The organism is Burkholderia pseudomultivorans (assembly GCF_001718415.1).
In the GTDB taxonomy this organism is placed as follows: Bacteria; Pseudomonadota; Gammaproteobacteria; order Burkholderiales; family Burkholderiaceae; genus Burkholderia; species Burkholderia pseudomultivorans_A.
Window position 1 is genome coordinate 2,117,508 of sequence record NZ_CP013377.1, and the last position, 14,806, is coordinate 2,132,313.

At 67.8% G+C, this 14,806-nt stretch carries 12 protein-coding genes; 6 read left to right on the forward strand and 6 right to left on the reverse strand.

Translation table 11 applies throughout. From position 1 onward, the window contains the following. The first annotated feature begins 111 nt into the window (after positions 1–111). From WS57_RS08995 to acnA, 5 genes are all read left to right on the forward strand, one after another. Complete coding sequence (locus tag WS57_RS08995; protein WP_040129868.1) at positions 112–1,098, forward strand: malate dehydrogenase; 987 nt, start codon at positions 112–114, stop codon at positions 1,096–1,098. 188 nt (positions 1,099–1,286) lie between these two features. Further along, positions 1,287–2,294 carry an HpcH/HpaI aldolase/citrate lyase family protein gene (locus WS57_RS09000; protein ID WP_059518183.1) on the forward strand — a complete coding sequence of 336 codons (1,008 nt, stop codon included), beginning with the start codon at positions 1,287–1,289 and terminating at the stop codon, positions 2,292–2,294. A gap of 237 nt (positions 2,295–2,531) precedes the next feature. Further along, complete coding sequence (locus WS57_RS09005) at positions 2,532–3,044, forward strand: hypothetical protein (RefSeq protein ID WP_009687477.1); 513 nt, start codon at positions 2,532–2,534, stop codon at positions 3,042–3,044. Positions 3,045–3,064: 20 nt separating this feature from the next. Beyond that, the gene (locus WS57_RS09010) at positions 3,065–4,519 is read left to right on the forward strand and encodes a bifunctional 2-methylcitrate dehydratase/aconitate hydratase (RefSeq protein WP_069244068.1); all 1,455 of its coding nucleotides are present in this window, start codon (positions 3,065–3,067) and stop codon (positions 4,517–4,519) included. Between the two features lie 52 nt (positions 4,520–4,571). Next, the gene (gene acnA / locus WS57_RS09015) at positions 4,572–7,289 is read left to right on the forward strand and encodes an aconitate hydratase AcnA (RefSeq protein ID WP_009687479.1); all 2,718 of its coding nucleotides are present in this window, start codon (positions 4,572–4,574) and stop codon (positions 7,287–7,289) included. A gap of 133 nt (positions 7,290–7,422) precedes the next feature. On the opposite strand, the gene WS57_RS09020 is transcribed toward acnA, so the two are convergent. From WS57_RS09020 to WS57_RS09030, 3 genes are read right to left on the reverse strand one after another with little or no spacing between them, the layout of a single operon-like run. Beyond that, positions 7,423–7,863 (reverse strand): DUF1801 domain-containing protein, encoded by a 441-nt coding sequence (locus WS57_RS09020; protein ID WP_069244069.1) that lies wholly within the window; start codon positions 7,861–7,863, stop codon positions 7,423–7,425. Then, positions 7,860–8,294 carry an SRPBCC family protein gene (locus WS57_RS09025; RefSeq protein WP_059518187.1) on the reverse strand — a complete coding sequence of 145 codons (435 nt, stop codon included), beginning with the start codon at positions 8,292–8,294 and terminating at the stop codon, positions 7,860–7,862. Before WS57_RS09025 ends, WS57_RS09020 begins: the two co-directional genes overlap by 4 nt. Further along, complete coding sequence (locus WS57_RS09030) at positions 8,291–8,614, reverse strand: ArsR/SmtB family transcription factor (protein WP_059518189.1); 324 nt, start codon at positions 8,612–8,614, stop codon at positions 8,291–8,293. The genes WS57_RS09025 and WS57_RS09030 overlap by 4 nt, the downstream gene beginning before the upstream one ends. A 599-nt stretch (positions 8,615–9,213) precedes the next feature. Here WS57_RS09030 and WS57_RS09035 point away from each other — a divergent pair. Beyond that, a complete protein-coding gene (locus WS57_RS09035; RefSeq protein ID WP_059518191.1) occupies positions 9,214–10,953 on the forward strand; it encodes a S53 family peptidase in 1,740 nt (579 codons plus the stop codon). 66 nt (positions 10,954–11,019) lie between these two features. Here the strand turns inward: WS57_RS09035 and WS57_RS09040 are convergent, their stop codons facing one another. The 3 genes from WS57_RS09040 to WS57_RS09050 all read right to left on the reverse strand — a co-directional run bounded on the left by WS57_RS09040 (position 11,020) and on the right by WS57_RS09050 (position 14,796). Beyond that, positions 11,020–12,426, reverse strand: a complete 1,407-nt coding sequence (locus WS57_RS09040; protein WP_040129880.1) for an MFS transporter — start codon at positions 12,424–12,426, stop codon at positions 11,020–11,022. A 251-nt stretch (positions 12,427–12,677) separates the two neighbouring features. Continuing rightward, positions 12,678–13,514, reverse strand: coding sequence for an ABC transporter permease (locus WS57_RS09045; RefSeq protein ID WP_040129882.1), 837 nt, complete (start codon positions 13,512–13,514; stop codon positions 12,678–12,680). A gap of 25 nt (positions 13,515–13,539) precedes the next feature. Continuing rightward, on the reverse strand, positions 13,540–14,796 hold the full coding sequence (locus WS57_RS09050) for an ABC transporter permease (protein WP_069244070.1): 1,257 nt from the start codon (positions 14,794–14,796) through the stop codon (positions 13,540–13,542). Positions 14,797–14,806 lie beyond the last annotated feature (10 nt).

Here is a 14,806-nt window from a genome sequence, read left to right on the forward strand (position 1 = left end):
GCGTCTGCCATCGCGAGTCCTCCGCCCTGCTTCAATGCAACGCTACGCACAACGCGCATAGAATGGCGTTTTCGCTAGCGTCCCACGCTTCACCCGTCCTGGAGATTTTCAATGGCTAAGCCCGCAAAGCGCGTTGCCGTCACCGGCGCCGCAGGTCAAATCGCTTACTCCCTGCTGTTCCGCATCGCGAACGGCGACCTGCTCGGCAAGGACCAGCCGGTCATCCTGCAACTGCTCGACCTCCCGCAAGCCCAAGCCGCCGTCAAAGGCGTCGTGATGGAACTCGACGATTGCGCGTTCCCGCTGCTCGCGGGCGTCGTGATCACCGACGATCCGAAGGTTGCATTCAAGGATGCCGACGTCGCGCTGCTGGTCGGCGCGCGTCCGCGCTCGAAGGGTATGGAGCGCAAGGACCTGCTGTCGGCGAACGCGGAGATCTTCACGGTCCAGGGCGCGGCACTGAACGAAGTCGCCAGCCGCGACGTGAAGGTGCTGGTCGTCGGCAACCCGGCGAACACGAACGCCTACATCGCGATGAAGTCGGCGCCGGACCTGCCGAAGAAGAACTTCACGGCGATGCTGCGCCTCGACCACAACCGCGCACTGTCGCAGCTCGCGGCCAAGTCGGGCAAGCCGGTCGCGTCGATCGAGAAGCTCGCCGTGTGGGGCAACCACTCGCCGACGATGTACCCCGACTTCCGCTTCGCGACCGCCGAAGGCGAATCGCTGCTGAAGCTGATCAACGACGACGAATGGAACCGCAACACGTTCATCCCGACGGTCGGCAAGCGCGGCGCGGCGATCATCGAGGCGCGCGGCCTGTCGTCGGCGGCGTCGGCGGCCAACGCGGCGATCGACCACGTCCGTGACTGGGTGCTCGGCACGAACGGCAAGTGGGTCACGATGGGCATCCCGTCGGACGGCTCGTACGGCATCCCCGAAGACATCATCTACGGCGTGCCGGTGACCTGCGAAAACGGCGAGTACAAGCGCGTCGAAGGCCTCGAGATCGACGCGTTCTCGCGCGAGAAGATGGACGGCACGCTGGCCGAGCTGCTCGAAGAGCGCGATGGCGTCGCCCACCTGCTGAAGAACTAAGCGCACCGCATCACGCGCATCGCCGGGCGGCCTGCGGGCCGCCCGACGGCCCGGGCCGGCACCTCGCCGGCCCGGCCGCACGATCCGATCCGGATACGTTTTGCCGCCGCGCGCCGTCACCGCGCCGGCCCAGAACGCGCCCGAATCCGATTTTCGCCACGTTGACCCGCTTCCTCGACGTAGAACAGATGCCTGCGCTCACTCCTGCACAAGTGTTGTACGACGGCGCTTCGCCGCCCGCGATCCTGCCCTGCTGCGATCACTACGCGGGCAGCGAGAAACTGATGCGCAAGTCGCTGGCGCTGCAGGCCGAGCTGGGCCCGGTGTTCGACATCACGCTCGACTGCGAGGACGGCGCGGCCGTCGGCCAGGAAGCCGCGCACGCGGAGCTGGTCGCCGCGACGCTCGGCAGCGCGGAGAACCGCTTCGGGCGGGTCGGCGCGCGCATCCACGACTTTTCCCATCCGCACTGGCGCGACGACGTGCGCATCATCCTGCGCGCCGCGCAGCCGCCCGCCTACCTCACGCTCCCGAAGATCGCCAGCGCCGCCGACGCGGCCGAGATGTGCGCGTTCATCGAAGGCACCCGCCGCGAGCTGGGCATCGCGCGGCCGATTCCGGTCGACGTGCTGGTCGAGACGCACGGCGCGCTCGCGCAGGCCGCCGCGCTCGCCGCGCTGCCGCTGGTCGGCACGCTGAGCTTCGGGCTGATGGATTTCGTATCCGCCCACCACGGCGCGATTCCCGATTCGGCGATGCGCTCGCCGGGCCAGTTCGAGCATCCGCTGGTGCGCCGCGCCAAGCTCGAGATCGCCGCGGCCTGCCATGCGCACGGCAAGACGCCGTCGCACAACGTGACGACCGAGGTCCGCGACATGGACGTGGTGGCCGGCGACGCGCGCCGCGCGCGCGACGAGTTCGCGTTCACGCGGATGTGGAGCATCCATCCCGCGCAGATCCGGCCGATCGTCGACGCGTTCGCGCCGCGCACCGACGAAGTCGCGCTCGCCGCCGAGATCCTGCTGGCCGCGCAGGCCGCCGACTGGGGCCCGACACGCCACGGCGACACGCTGCACGACCGCGCGAGCTACCGCTATTACTGGTCGGTGCTGCGCCGCGCGCGTGCGACCGGCCAGCCGCTGCCGGCCGAGGCCGCGCCGCTGTTCGGCCCGGCCGCGCAAGGCGGCGCGCCGTGAATGCGCACCGCCGGGACGGCCGTCACGCAGCGGTCGCGCGACCGCCGCGAGCGCGGGCCGGCCGCTGGTTCAAGAAACGACAAAAAACGTAACGGAGCCCGAAAACCTGAAATATCTGCGGCCAAATAGGTGAAAATAGCGGCCGCTGCGCGCTTCCGGGGCGCGTGCAGTTTCAAACCGGCCGGCAGCCTCGTGCTGCGGGCCCTTGTCAACTGATTATCGAAAGGTTCTGACTCCATGAAGAAACTCCTGATCGCTACCGCCATCGGCGCGCTGTCCGCCACGATGCTGGTCTCGGCTCCGAGCGCGTTCGCACAGGGTACGTCCACGACGACCGCGAAGAAGACGGCCAAGCGCCCGGCGCCGGCCAAGCGCATCATCCCGCGCAGCAAGAAGGCCCAGGCACGTGCTGCCGCGAAGGTCGATCCGGTGCCGGACGGCGCGGTCAAGTGGACCTGCAAGGAAGGCCTGTCGTTCGACCTCGCCGGCGACATGAAGCGCGACCAGGTCGTCACGGTTCACTGGGCGAAGAAGAACTACAAGCTGCCGCGTCAGGCCACGACGACGGGCGCCGACACGTTCTACGATCCGGCAGCCGGCTTCAAGCTGATCGTGATCCCGTCCAAGGCGATGCTGTTCTCCGACGCGAACGGCGGCGAGCGCCTCGCGGACGAGTGCGTGACGCCGGAAATGGCGCAAGGCACGCCCGCGCCGACGCAATCGAACGAACTGAAGCCGGCGACGAACTAAACCGGCTCCCAGGCGCCCCGATGTCCGCCCCGGTCTCCAACGTCCGCCCTGCGCCGGATACGGTACTCGTCGACATCGTCGACTACGTGCTGAATACCGGCGCAATCGACAGCGCACTCGCGCTGGAGACGGCGCGTCATTGCCTGATCGACACGCTCGGCTGCGGACTCGAGGCGCTGTCCTACCCCGCCTGCACCAAGCTGCTCGGCCCCGTCGTGCCCGGCACGATCGTGCCAAACGGCGCGAAGGTGCCCGGCACGTCCTTCCAGCTCGATCCGGTCCAGGCCGCGTTCGACATCGGCGCGATGATCCGCTGGCTGGACTTCAACGACACCTGGCTCGCCGCCGAATGGGGTCATCCGTCCGACAATCTCGGCGGGATCCTGGCGACGGCCGACTGGCTGTCCCGCTCGGCCGTCGCGGCCGGCCGGAAGCCGCTTTCGATGCGCGACGTACTGGTCGCGATGATCCAGGCCCACGAAATCCAGGGCTGCCTCGCGCTCGAAAATTCGTTCAATGCGGTCGGGCTCGACCATGTGCTGCTCGTGAAGGTCGCGTCGACGGCCGTCGTCGGCCGGCTGCTCGGGCTCACGCGCGACGAGCTGATCAATGCGGTATCCAATGCATTCGTCGACGGCCATGCGCTGCGCACCTACCGCCATGCGCCGAACACCGGCTCGCGCAAGTCGTGGGCGGCCGGCGACGCCACGTCCCGCGCGGTGCGCCTCGCGCTGATCGCGAAAACGGGTGAAATGGGCTACCCGTCCGCGCTCACCGCGAAGACCTGGGGCTTCTACGACGTGCTGTTCGACGGCAAGCCGTTCCGCTTCCAGCGCCCGTACGGCACCTACGTGATGGAGAACGTGCTGTTCAAGATCGCGTTTCCGGCCGAATTCCATGCGCAGACAGCCGTCGAGGCCGCGCTGCAGCTGCACGCGCAGCTCGCCGCGGCGGGCCGCACGACCGACGAGATCGCCCGGGTCACGATCCGCACGCACGCGGCCGCGATCCGCATCATCGACAAGCAGGGGCCGCTCGCCAATCCCGCCGACCGCGACCACTGCATCCAGTACATGGTCGCCGTGCCGCTGCTGTTCGGCAGGCTGAGCGCGGCCGACTACGAAGACGCGGTCGCCGCGGATCCGAGCATCGACGCGCTGCGCGCGAAAACCGTGTGCGTCGAGGATCCGCAGTTCACGAAGGATTACCATGATCCGTCCAGGCGATCGATCGCGAATGCGCTGACGATCGAGTTCAAGGACGGCTCGAAGCTTGCCGAGGTGGCGGTCGACTATCCGCTCGGCCATCAGCGACGCCGCGCGGACGGCATCCCGCTCCTGGTCGAGAAATTCAGGACCAACCTCGCCCGCCGCTTCCCGGCCAAGCAGCAACAAGCGATTCTCGACGTGTCGCTGGACCAGGCAAAGCTCGAAGCGATGCCGGTCGATGAGTACGTCGACTTGTATGTGATATAGCCGTCAGATACAGGACTTCTTCTTTCCTAGCCTTAAACCCAGGAAAATCACCATGGCCCACAACCTCCACAAGACCCTCAAGGAATTCGACAGCGGTTCCGGCAAAGGCAAGTTCTACTCGCTGCCGCAACTCGGCAAGGAACTGAAGACGAAGATCGAGCGCCTGCCGGTGTCGATCCGGATCGTGCTCGAGTCGGTGCTGCGCAACTATGACGGCAAGAAGATCACCGAGGAGCACATCGAGCAGCTCGCGAAGTGGCAGCCGACTGCGAAGCGCGTCGACGAGATCCCGTTCGTGGTGTCGCGCGTCGTGCTGCAGGATTTCACGGGCGTGCCGCTGCTCGCCGACATCGCGGCCATGCGCGGTGTCGCGGAGCGCACGGGCAAGAATCCGAAGAAGATCGAGCCGCTGGTGCCGGTCGACCTCGTCGTCGACCACTCGGTCCAGATCGACTACTTCCGCCAGAAGGACGCGCTCGACCTGAACATGAAGCTGGAATTCCAGCGCAACAACGAGCGCTACCAGTTCATGAAGTGGGGCATGCAGGCGTTCGACACGTTCAAGGTCGTGCCGCCGGGCGTCGGCATCGTCCACCAGGTGAACCTCGAATACCTCGCGCGCGGCGTCCACCAGAAGACGGACGGCGGCGACACCGTGTACTACCCGGACACGCTGGTCGGCACGGACAGCCACACGACGATGATCAACGGCATCGGCGTGGTCGGCTGGGGCGTGGGCGGCATCGAAGCCGAAGCCGGCATGCTGGGCCAGCCGGTGTACTTCCTGACGCCGGACGTGGTCGGCGTCGAACTGAAGGGCCGCCTGCGCGAAGGCGTGACGGCGACCGACCTGGTGCTGACGATCACCGAAATGCTGCGCAAGGAGAAGGTCGTCGGCAAGTTCGTCGAGTTCTTCGGCGAAGGCACGAAGTCGCTGTCGCTGCCGGACCGCGCGACGATCGCGAACATGGCGCCGGAATACGGCGCGACGATGGGCTTCTTCCCGGTCGACGAAAAGACCATCGACTACTTCAAGGGCACGGGCCGCACGAAGGCGGAAATCGCCGCGTTCGAAAACTACTTCAAGGCGCAGAACCTGTTCGGCATTCCGAAGGCCGGCGACATCGACTACACGAAGACGCTGACGCTGGACCTGCTGACGGTCGCGCCGTCGCTGGCCGGCCCGAAGCGCCCGCAGGACCGCATCGAGATCGGCAACGTCAAGTCGACGTTCACCGAGCTGTTCTCGAAGCCGGTCGCGGAAAACGGCTTCGCGAAGAAGGCGGAGGAGCTCGACGCGCAGTACACGACGAGCAACGGCGTCGACGTGAAGAACGGCGACGTGCTGATCGCCGCGATCACGTCGTGCACCAACACGTCGAACCCGAGCGTGCTGCTGGCCGCCGGCCTGCTCGCGAAGAAGGCCGTCGAAGCCGGCCTCACGGTCGACCCGAAGATCAAGACCTCGCTCGCGCCGGGATCGCGCATCGTCACCGAATACCTGACGAAGACGGGCCTGCTGCCCTATCTCGCGAAGCTCGGCTTCGAAGTCGCGGCCTACGGCTGCACGACCTGCATCGGTAACGCGGGCGACCTGACGCCGGAGCTGAACGAAGCGATCACGAAGAACGACATCGTCGCGGCGGCCGTGCTGTCGGGCAACCGCAACTTCGAGGCGCGCATCCACCCGAACATCCGCGCGAACTTCCTCGCATCGCCGCCGCTGGTGGTCGCCTACGCGATCGCCGGCAACATCACGCGCGACCTGATGACCGAGCCGGTCGGCAAGGGCAAGGGCGGCCGCGACATCTACCTCGGCGACATCTGGCCGTCGAGCGAGGAAATCCAGTCGCTGCTCAAGTTCGCGCTCGATCCGGAGAAGTTCGAGAAGAACTACGCGCACCTGACCAAGAAGGGCGACCTCTGGAGCAAGATCGAGGGCGAATCGGGCCAGGTCTACGACTGGCCGAAGTCGACCTACATCGCGGAGCCGCCGTTCTTCGGCAACGACTTCTCGATGGAGCCGGCCGAGTCGATCGCGGCGGTCAAGGGCGCACGCGCGCTCGGCATCTTCGGCGATTCGGTCACGACCGACCACATCAGCCCGGCAGGCTCGATCAAGGAAGACTCGCCGGCAGGCAAGTGGCTGAAGGAAAACGGCGTGCAGAAGGCAGACTTCAACAGCTACGGCTCGCGCCGCGGCAACCACGACGTGATGATGCGCGGCACGTTCGCCAACGTCCGGATCAAGAACCTGATGATCCCGGCGAAGGCCGACGGCACGCGCGTCGAAGGCGGCCTGACGATCCACCAGCCGAGCGGCGAACAGCTGTCGATCTATGATGCGGCGATGAAGTACGTCGACGCCGGCACGCCGACCGTCGTGTTCGCGGGCGAAGAGTACGGCACGGGCTCGTCGCGCGACTGGGCCGCGAAGGGCACGCAGCTGCTCGGCGTGAAGGCCGTGATCGCACGCAGCTTCGAGCGCATCCACCGCTCGAACCTGGTCGGCATGGGCGTGCTGCCGCTGCAGTTCAAGGGCGCGGACAGCGTCCAGTCGCTCGGCATCACCGGCGAGGAAACGTACGACATCGAAGGCCTCGGCGACGACTTCAAGCCGCAGCAGGACGTCACGCTCGTGATCCATCGCAAGGATGGCGAAACGACGCGCGTGCCGGTGCTGCTGCGCATCGATACGCCGATCGAAGTCGACTACTACAAGCACGGCGGGATCCTGCCGTTCGTGCTGCGCTCGCTGCTCGCAGCGTAAGCGCCCTGCTTTTGCAGGTGCCGCAGCCGCCTCGCGGCGGTTGCGGCCGATTTGGATGCGCCGACCTCGTGTCGGCGTTTTTTTTTGCGTTCCTGCGCGGCGGGACGGGCTGCCGCCCGTCGCATCGCGCGGCCTACGCCGCGTCGCGGCTGCGCGCTTTCGCGCCCGCACTCCCGCCCGAGCGCGCGTTCTTCTTCAGATGCGCACGGTTGTAGTCGATCGCCGCGCGAACGAGCCGCTTCAGCGCCGGCCTGTCGATCCGGTCGCCTTCGAGAAAATCGATCGCACGCCGCGCGTTGCCGTCGAGGCCCGCGTTGAACAGTCCGTCGGGATCGGGCAGCTGCGCGCCGTGCATGAAGGTCAGCTTCACCTTGCCCTTGTGCGCGTTCGCGACCGCGATCGTCCCGTCGCACTCCCACACCGGGCTGCCCATCCACTTCCATGCCTCGACGATGCCCGCGTCGGCGTCGAGGATCGTCCGGCGCAGTTCGGCAAACGTATCGCCGCGCCAGTCGGCAATCCCCGCGATCAGCGCATCGATGCGCTCTGCCGGGCTCGGGTCCGTCGCGCTCATGATCGTGCCTCCGCACCTTCGCCCGGACGCGACAGCAGCTGTTCGAGCGCGTCGAGGAAGCGCCCCCATCCGTGCTGCGCGCCGCGGTACGCCTGCTCTTGGTCCGCGCGGAAGCCGACCTGCTCCATGCGCAGACGCGTGCCGCCGTCCGGGGTCGGCTCGAGCGTCCAGGTGACGACGCTGTCGAGGCCGTACGCGGCCCACGTATAGGACAGCGTCCGCTGCGGCTCGATCGTCAGGACCTTGCAGTCCACCGCGCCCCAGTCCGCGCGGAAACGGAACGCGCGGCCCTCGACAGGCTCGAAATCGCTCTGCATCAGCCACGCCTCGATCAGGTGCGGTTGCGTGAGTGCGCGCCAGATCTTCTCCGGCGGATGCGGCAGCGCCCGTTCGACGACGACGGAGCGCGTTTCGGTAGAGGCTGGGTTCATGAGTCCATCCTGTTGAGCAGATCTTCAAGGGCATCGAACCGGTTCTGCCAGAAGCCGGCCATCTGGCTCGTCCAGTCGAGCAGCGGAGCCAGCGCCCGCGGCTGCGCGCGGTAATGCGTCTGCCGGCCTGCGTGGCGGTCGCTGACGAGCCCGGCCTGCTTCAGCACGCCGAGGTGCTTCGACACGGCCGGCTGCGATACGCCCGCCCGAGCGGTCAGCGCGGCGACCGTCAGCTCGCCCTCCTCGCACAGCCGCTCGAACAGCGCGCGGCGCGTCGGATCGGCAAGCGTCCGGAACAACATGTCGTGAGCCGATTGCATTCCTGATTCATAACTCGATGGCTATGGATTGGAAGAATACTCGGCCGTCGTCGAGCGTCAAGGTGAATTTCGGCGCCGCCGGATTCGAGCGTTTGCTCTAAATTCCGCTGCGACGCGGCCGATCGAAAGCTGTCCGCAAGACTGCACGCCGCGCCGTTCCACAGTTTGGGGAAACGTTTGCGTTCGACCCGCCCCGTTTTCGCGGTCCGCGAATCCACACGCGTCGTGCGGCATGCCGCCAAGTCGCGTTTGACCACATAGTGCGACGCGGCATGCGGCGGCGTGCGTTCGCAGGCGACGCGCGCCGGCATCGATCCGCTCCGCGATCGCGCAGGTTCCGCCGCCGCAGCGAGCAACGCGTGCGCGCGAACGTCGCGGATTGCCGGGGCGACGTACGGAGAACCGGTTCCCGTCGCCGCGCCGCTCGTGCGTCGCATCCGCGACGCGACGCTGGCGAAACCGCGCGCCGATGTCAGAACTGACAGCTATGGAAACTGGCAGCTACCTGAATCGCGCCGACGTCCCTACGCTCGTCACCGCTCGCGGCCCCACAAGGGCCGGGGTTCCAACCACGTCGTCTCTCCTAAAAAGGACTCCCGATGAAACGGAACGCCTGGTTTGCCCTTCCCCTTCCGTCGCCCCGCCGCCTCGCGTGCGCGTGGCCGCTCGTGCTCGCCGCCGGCGCGGCGCACGCGACGACGGACTGGGTCGACACCCATACAAAGGCCTTTCTGACCGGCCCGCAGCTGATGGCGCGCAGCGCGGCGCCGTCGCTCGAACTCGCCGCCGGCGAGACGACCGACGTGGTCGTCAGCCTGAAGCTGCGCAACGCCGCGCAGCTCAAGCAGCTCGCGCGCGACGTGAACCGCCCCGGCAACGAACACTATCGCCGCTACCTCACGCACGAACAGTTCCTCGCCGATTACGCGCCGACCGACGCACAGGTCAAGTCGGTCGTCGACTATCTGCGCAAGAGCGGCTTCGTCGACATCGAGGTCGCGCCGAACCGGCTGCTGGTGTCGGCGCGCGGCACGGCCGGCACGGTCAAGACCGCGTTCAACACGTCGCTCGTGCACTTCCAGTATGCGGGCCGGTCCGGCTTCGCGAACGCATCGACCGCGCAGGTGCCGCGCGCGCTCGGCGACGTCGTCGGCTCGGTGCTCGGGCTGCAGAACGTCGCGCGCGCGCACCCGATGCTGCGCATCGGCAACGTGTCGAAGCCGCAGCCGCTCGCGGCCGGCACGGCCACCGGCCACTATCCGAAGGAATTCCCGGGCCTGTACAACGCGACCGGCGTGCCGACCGCGGCCGGCGTGACCGTCGGCATCATCACGATCGGCGGCGTATCGCAAACGCTGCAGGACCTGAAGCAGTTCACCTCGAGCAACGGCTACGGCACGGTCGCGACGCAGACCGTGAAGACCAACGGCACCGGTTCGAGCGGCAGCTACAGCGACGACCCGGACGGCCAGGGCGAATGGGATCTCGACAGCCAGTCGATCGTCGGTTCGGCCGGCGGACAGGTCGGCAAGCTGGTGTTCTACATGGCGGACCTGAACGCGTCCGGCAACACGGGGCTCACGCAGGCGTTCAATCGCGCGGTGTCCGACAACACCGCGAAGGTGATCAACGTGTCGCTCGGCTGGTGCGAGACCGACGCGAACGCGGACGGCACGCTCGATGCGGAAGAGCAGATCTTCACGACCGCCGCCGCGCAGGGGCAGACGTTCTCGGTGTCGTCCGGCGACGAAGGCGTCTACGAGTGCAACAACCGCGGCTATCCGGACGGCTCGAACTACACGGTGTCGTGGCCGGCATCGTCGCCGCACGTGCTCGCGATCGGCGGCACGACGCTGTACACGACCTCCACGGGCGCGTTCTCGAACGAGACGGTCTGGAACGAAGGGCTCGACAGCAACGGCAAGCTGTGGGCGACGGGCGGCGGCGTCAGCACGATCCTGCCCGCCCCGTCGTGGCAGTCGGGCAGCAACCGGCGGCTGCCCGACATCGCGTTCGACGCCGCGCAGAGCACGGGCGCGTATATCTACAACTACGGCCAGTTGCAGCAGATCGGTGGCACCAGCCTCGCCGCACCGATCTTCACGGGCTTCTGGGCGCGCCTGCTCGCGGCGAACGGCACCGGCCTCGGCTTCCCGGCCGGCAATCTCTATCGCGCGATTCCCGCGAATCCTTCGCTGCTGCGCTACGACGTGGTGTCGGGGAACAACGGCTATCAGGGCTATGGCTACAACGCCGGTAGCGGCTGGGACTACACGACCGGCTTCGGCAGCCTGAACATCGCGAACCTCAACCAGCTGATCAAGTCGGGCGGGTTCTGAGCGACGCGGACGGGCCGGCGCGCCGTGGCGGTTTGCGGTGCGCCGGCCTGCGGATCGATGCGGGCGCTACGACGTCGAGCGCTCCGACGCGGCCGCCACGCCGGCGCGATGCGACGGCGCGAACAGCCGCAATCCGCTCGCCACGCTCGCCGCGCCGGCGAAACCGGCGCCGAGCATCAGCGCGAGCGTCGGCCCGTGACGCCCGGCGATCCCGAACGACAGCGCGACGAGCGCGGCGCCCGTCGCCTGCCCGATCAGCCGCGCGGTCGCGATGATCCCGCTCGCGCCGCCGCTGCGTTCGGGCGGTGCGCTCGACATCAGCGCCTTCAGGTTCGGCGACTGGAAGAAGCCGAACCCCGCACCGCACAGCATCATCCGCCAGCCGATGTCGAGCACGCCCGGCGCGGCCGGCATCGCGGCAAGCGACACCATCCCCGCGCTCAGCAGCGCAAGCCCGATCGCACCGAGCAGGCCCGGCGGATAGCGATCCGACAGCCGGCCCGCGATCGGCGCGGCGAGCGCGACGATCGCCGACCACGGCGTCATCAGGAAACCCGTCTCCACCGCGCTGCGATGCAGGACGGTCTCGAAATAGAACGGCAGCGACACGAACGCGAGCCCCTGCGCGGCGAACGCGCACACCGCGGTCAGCGCGGACAGCGCGAACACGGGCCGGCGGAACAGGTCGACCGGCAGCATCGGCGCCGGGTGGCCGGCCTGGCGGCGGATCAGCAGCGCGCCGAACGCGAGCGCGACCGCGGCCGCCGCGAGCACGACGGAGCGCGGCCCGCGCTGCGCGAATTCGCCGAGCGCGAAAATCAGCGACGCGAAGGTGATCACGTTGAACAAGGCGGCGAGCGGATCGAACGCATGCTTGCCGCGCGCCGTCTGCGGCAGCGACGGAATCGCCACCGCGAGCGCGAACACGCCGAGCGGCACGTTCACCGCGAACAGCCACGGCCACGCGGCGACCGACAGGATCAGCGACGCAATCGTCGGCCCCACCGCGAACGACACGCCGACGACCAGCGCGTTGAAACCGACGCCGCGCCCGAGCCGATGCGCGGGAAACAGGCTGCGGATCAGCGCGACGTTCACGCTCATGATCGCGCTCGCGCCGAAGCCCTGCACGATTCGCGCAGCCGTCAGTTGCGGCAGCGTCGACGCGAGCGAGCAGCCGAGCGAGGCAAGCGTGAACACCGCGAGGCCCGCGATGTAGACGCGCTTGTGGCCGACGATGTCGCCGAGCGACGCGAACGGCAGCAGCGTCGCGACCATCGCGAGCTGGTATGCATTGATGATCCACACGGAAGCGGCCGGCGACGCGCGCAGGTCGGCGGCGATCGCCGGCAGCGCGGTATTCGCGATCGCGGTATCGAGCGTCGCGAGCGCGACGGCCAGCAGTACGGCGGCCATCGCGCGCCAGTTGACGGCCGGCTCGGCGATGCCGGCGGCGGGAGCGATTTCGGACAAGATGAGGCTCGGCAGACGAGCGGCGCGAGGCGCCGCGAATTGAGCGATGCGGCAACGCGCGGCCGATGATGCAGTCGCGCGCGTCGTCGCGACCCGTATTGTTGCAGAGCCGCATCGAACGTGCAGGCGAGCGCATCGGTCGTCAGCCAAACGAAAGCGGACGCTGCGTACAGGTCGGTGCGCAGCGTCTCGTTGATCGTGCAACGAACGACGTGCCGGCCGGCGGCCGTTTCGCGCTGCGTCGAGCCGGATCAGGCGACCGCCCGCCTCGCATTACGCCCGCGCAGCCACTCGAGCGCGAGCAGCAGTCCCGTCGAGAAGATGATCAGGATCGTCGCGAGCGCGGCGATCGTCGGGCTGATGTTCTCGCGAATCCCCGTAAACATCTGCCGCGGCAGCGTCGTCTGGTCCGCGCCCGCGAGGAACAGCGTGACGACCACCTCGTCGAACGACGTCGCGAACGCGAACAGCGCACCCGACATCACGCCCGGCGCGATCACCGGCAGCGTCACGCGAAAGAACGTCGTCACCGGGTTCGCGCCGAGCGACAGGCTCGCGCGCACCAGGTTGTGGTTGAAGCCCTGCAGCGTGGCCGCCACCGTCGTCACGACGAACGGCACGCCGAGCGCCGCGTGCGCGGCGATCAGCCCCGTGTAGGTATTCGCGAGCCCGAGCGGCGCGAAGAACAGGTACATGCCGACGCCGACCACCACCACCGGCACGATCATTGGCGACAGCAGCACCGCCATCAGCAGCCCCTTGCCGCGAAAATCCGCCTTGGTCAGCCCGATCGCCGCGAGCGTGCCGAGCACCGTCGCGACGACCGTCGCCGACGGCGCGACGATGAAGCTGTTCTTCGCGGCCATGCGCCACTCGTCCGATGCGATCAGGTTCTCGTACCAGCGCGTCGAGAAGCCGGGGATCGGATACACGAGGAACGTGCTCGACGAGAACGACAGCGGCACGATCGCAAGCACCGGCAGGATCAGGTACAGCAGCGTCAGCACGACGAGCACGCGCAGCGCGACATACCACGCGCGCTCGACGAACGACATGTGCGGCGCAAACAGCGGCCTGGCGAGTTTCATGATCGGTCTTCCTGATTTTTACGCGTCAGCCGAGGCTCACGTTGGTACGCGTGAAGCGCCCGTACACCGCATACAGCACCAGCGTCGCCGCGAGCAGCAGCCCGCCCAGCGCGCATGCCATGCCCCAGTTGATCGTCACGTTCGTGAAGTACGCGACGTAGTAGCTGACCATCTGGTCGTTCGGCCCGCCGAGCAGCGCCGGCGTGATGTAGTAGCCGATCGCGAGGATGAACACCAGCAGCGCGCCCGCGCCCACGCCCGGATAGGTCTGCGGCACGTACACGCGCCAGAACGCCGCGAACGGATGGCTGCCCAGCGACACGGCCGCGCGCTGGTAGGTCGGCGGGATCGACTTCATCACGCTGTACAGCGGCAGGATCATGAACGGCAGCAGGATGTGCGTCATCGAGATATACACGCCGACGCGGTTGAACAGCAGCGTCAGCGGATGCGAGATCAGCCCGGTGCCGAGCAGTGCCTTGTTGATCAATCCCTCGCTTTGCAGCAGCACGATCCATGCGGCCACGCGCACCAGCACCGAGGTCCAGAACGGAATCAGCACGAGGATCATCACGAGGTTCGCGCGCCGCTCCGACAGCGTCGAGATCCAGTACGCGAGCGGATAGCCGAGCAGCAGCGCGAACAGCGTGACCGCGACGCCGATCACGAGCGTGCGGCCGAAGATCGCCAGATAGATCGACTGGTCGGGGTCGGCCGGCACGATGTGACCGAAGCCGTCCTGCTTGTGGTCGAGCGCGGCGAGCAGGTAGAACGGCGAGTACGCGCTGCCGTTCTTCGCGATCGCCTGCCAGTAAGCGACATCGCCCCAGCGCGAATCGAGTTCGACCAGCTTGTCGCGCGCCTGCGCGGGCGTCAGCGCTGCGCCGTCGTCATTTTTCAGCGGCATCGCGCGCGCCGTCTTCGCGACCAGCGACCGGTAGCCGGGAATCTCGGTGTTCAGGCGGCGCGCGAGCGCGCCCATCGCGTCGCTGTCGGCGACCTTGGTCATCTCGGCCGCGAGCGCGGCGTATGCGGCGTCGGAAGGCGGCGCCTTGCGGTCCCAGTGCGCGAGCGCGGCGACCGTATCCGGCAGCGCGGCGGCGATCTCGGGGTTCTGCACCGTGCGCGTGAGCAGCGTGCCGATCGGCACGACGAAGATCAGCAGCACGAACAAGGCGAGCGGCGCGACCAGCAGCAGCGCCATCGTGCGCTTGCGGGCCTCGGCGGCCTTCAGCTCGCGCTTGAGCGCGGCGCTCGACGGTGCGGAAGAAGCGATCGTCATCGTATTCAAC

Excerpts from the sequence above, each read along its gene's own strand:
- WS57_RS09010 (WP_069244068.1), top strand. The coding sequence starts at position 3,065 with ATGTCCGCCCCGGTCTCCAACGTCCGCCCTGCGCCGGATACGGTACTC.
- WS57_RS09005 (WP_009687477.1), top strand. The coding sequence starts at position 2,532 with ATGAAGAAACTCCTGATCGCTACCGCCATCGGCGCGCTGTCCGCCACG.
- acnA (WP_009687479.1), top strand. The coding sequence starts at position 4,572 with ATGGCCCACAACCTCCACAAGACCCTCAAGGAATTCGACAGCGGTTCC.
- WS57_RS09000 (WP_059518183.1), top strand. The coding sequence starts at position 1,287 with ATGCCTGCGCTCACTCCTGCACAAGTGTTGTACGACGGCGCTTCGCCG.
- WS57_RS09045 (WP_040129882.1), bottom strand. The coding sequence starts at position 13,514 with ATGAAACTCGCCAGGCCGCTGTTTGCGCCGCACATGTCGTTCGTCGAG.
- WS57_RS09025 (WP_059518187.1), bottom strand. The coding sequence starts at position 8,294 with ATGAACCCAGCCTCTACCGAAACGCGCTCCGTCGTCGTCGAACGGGCG.
- WS57_RS09050 (WP_069244070.1), bottom strand. The coding sequence starts at position 14,796 with ATGACGATCGCTTCTTCCGCACCGTCGAGCGCCGCGCTCAAGCGCGAG.
- WS57_RS09030 (WP_059518189.1), bottom strand. The coding sequence starts at position 8,614 with ATGCAATCGGCTCACGACATGTTGTTCCGGACGCTTGCCGATCCGACG.
- WS57_RS09020 (WP_069244069.1), bottom strand. The coding sequence starts at position 7,863 with ATGAGCGCGACGGACCCGAGCCCGGCAGAGCGCATCGATGCGCTGATC.
- WS57_RS08995 (WP_040129868.1), top strand. The coding sequence starts at position 112 with ATGGCTAAGCCCGCAAAGCGCGTTGCCGTCACCGGCGCCGCAGGTCAA.
- WS57_RS09035 (WP_059518191.1), top strand. The coding sequence starts at position 9,214 with ATGAAACGGAACGCCTGGTTTGCCCTTCCCCTTCCGTCGCCCCGCCGC.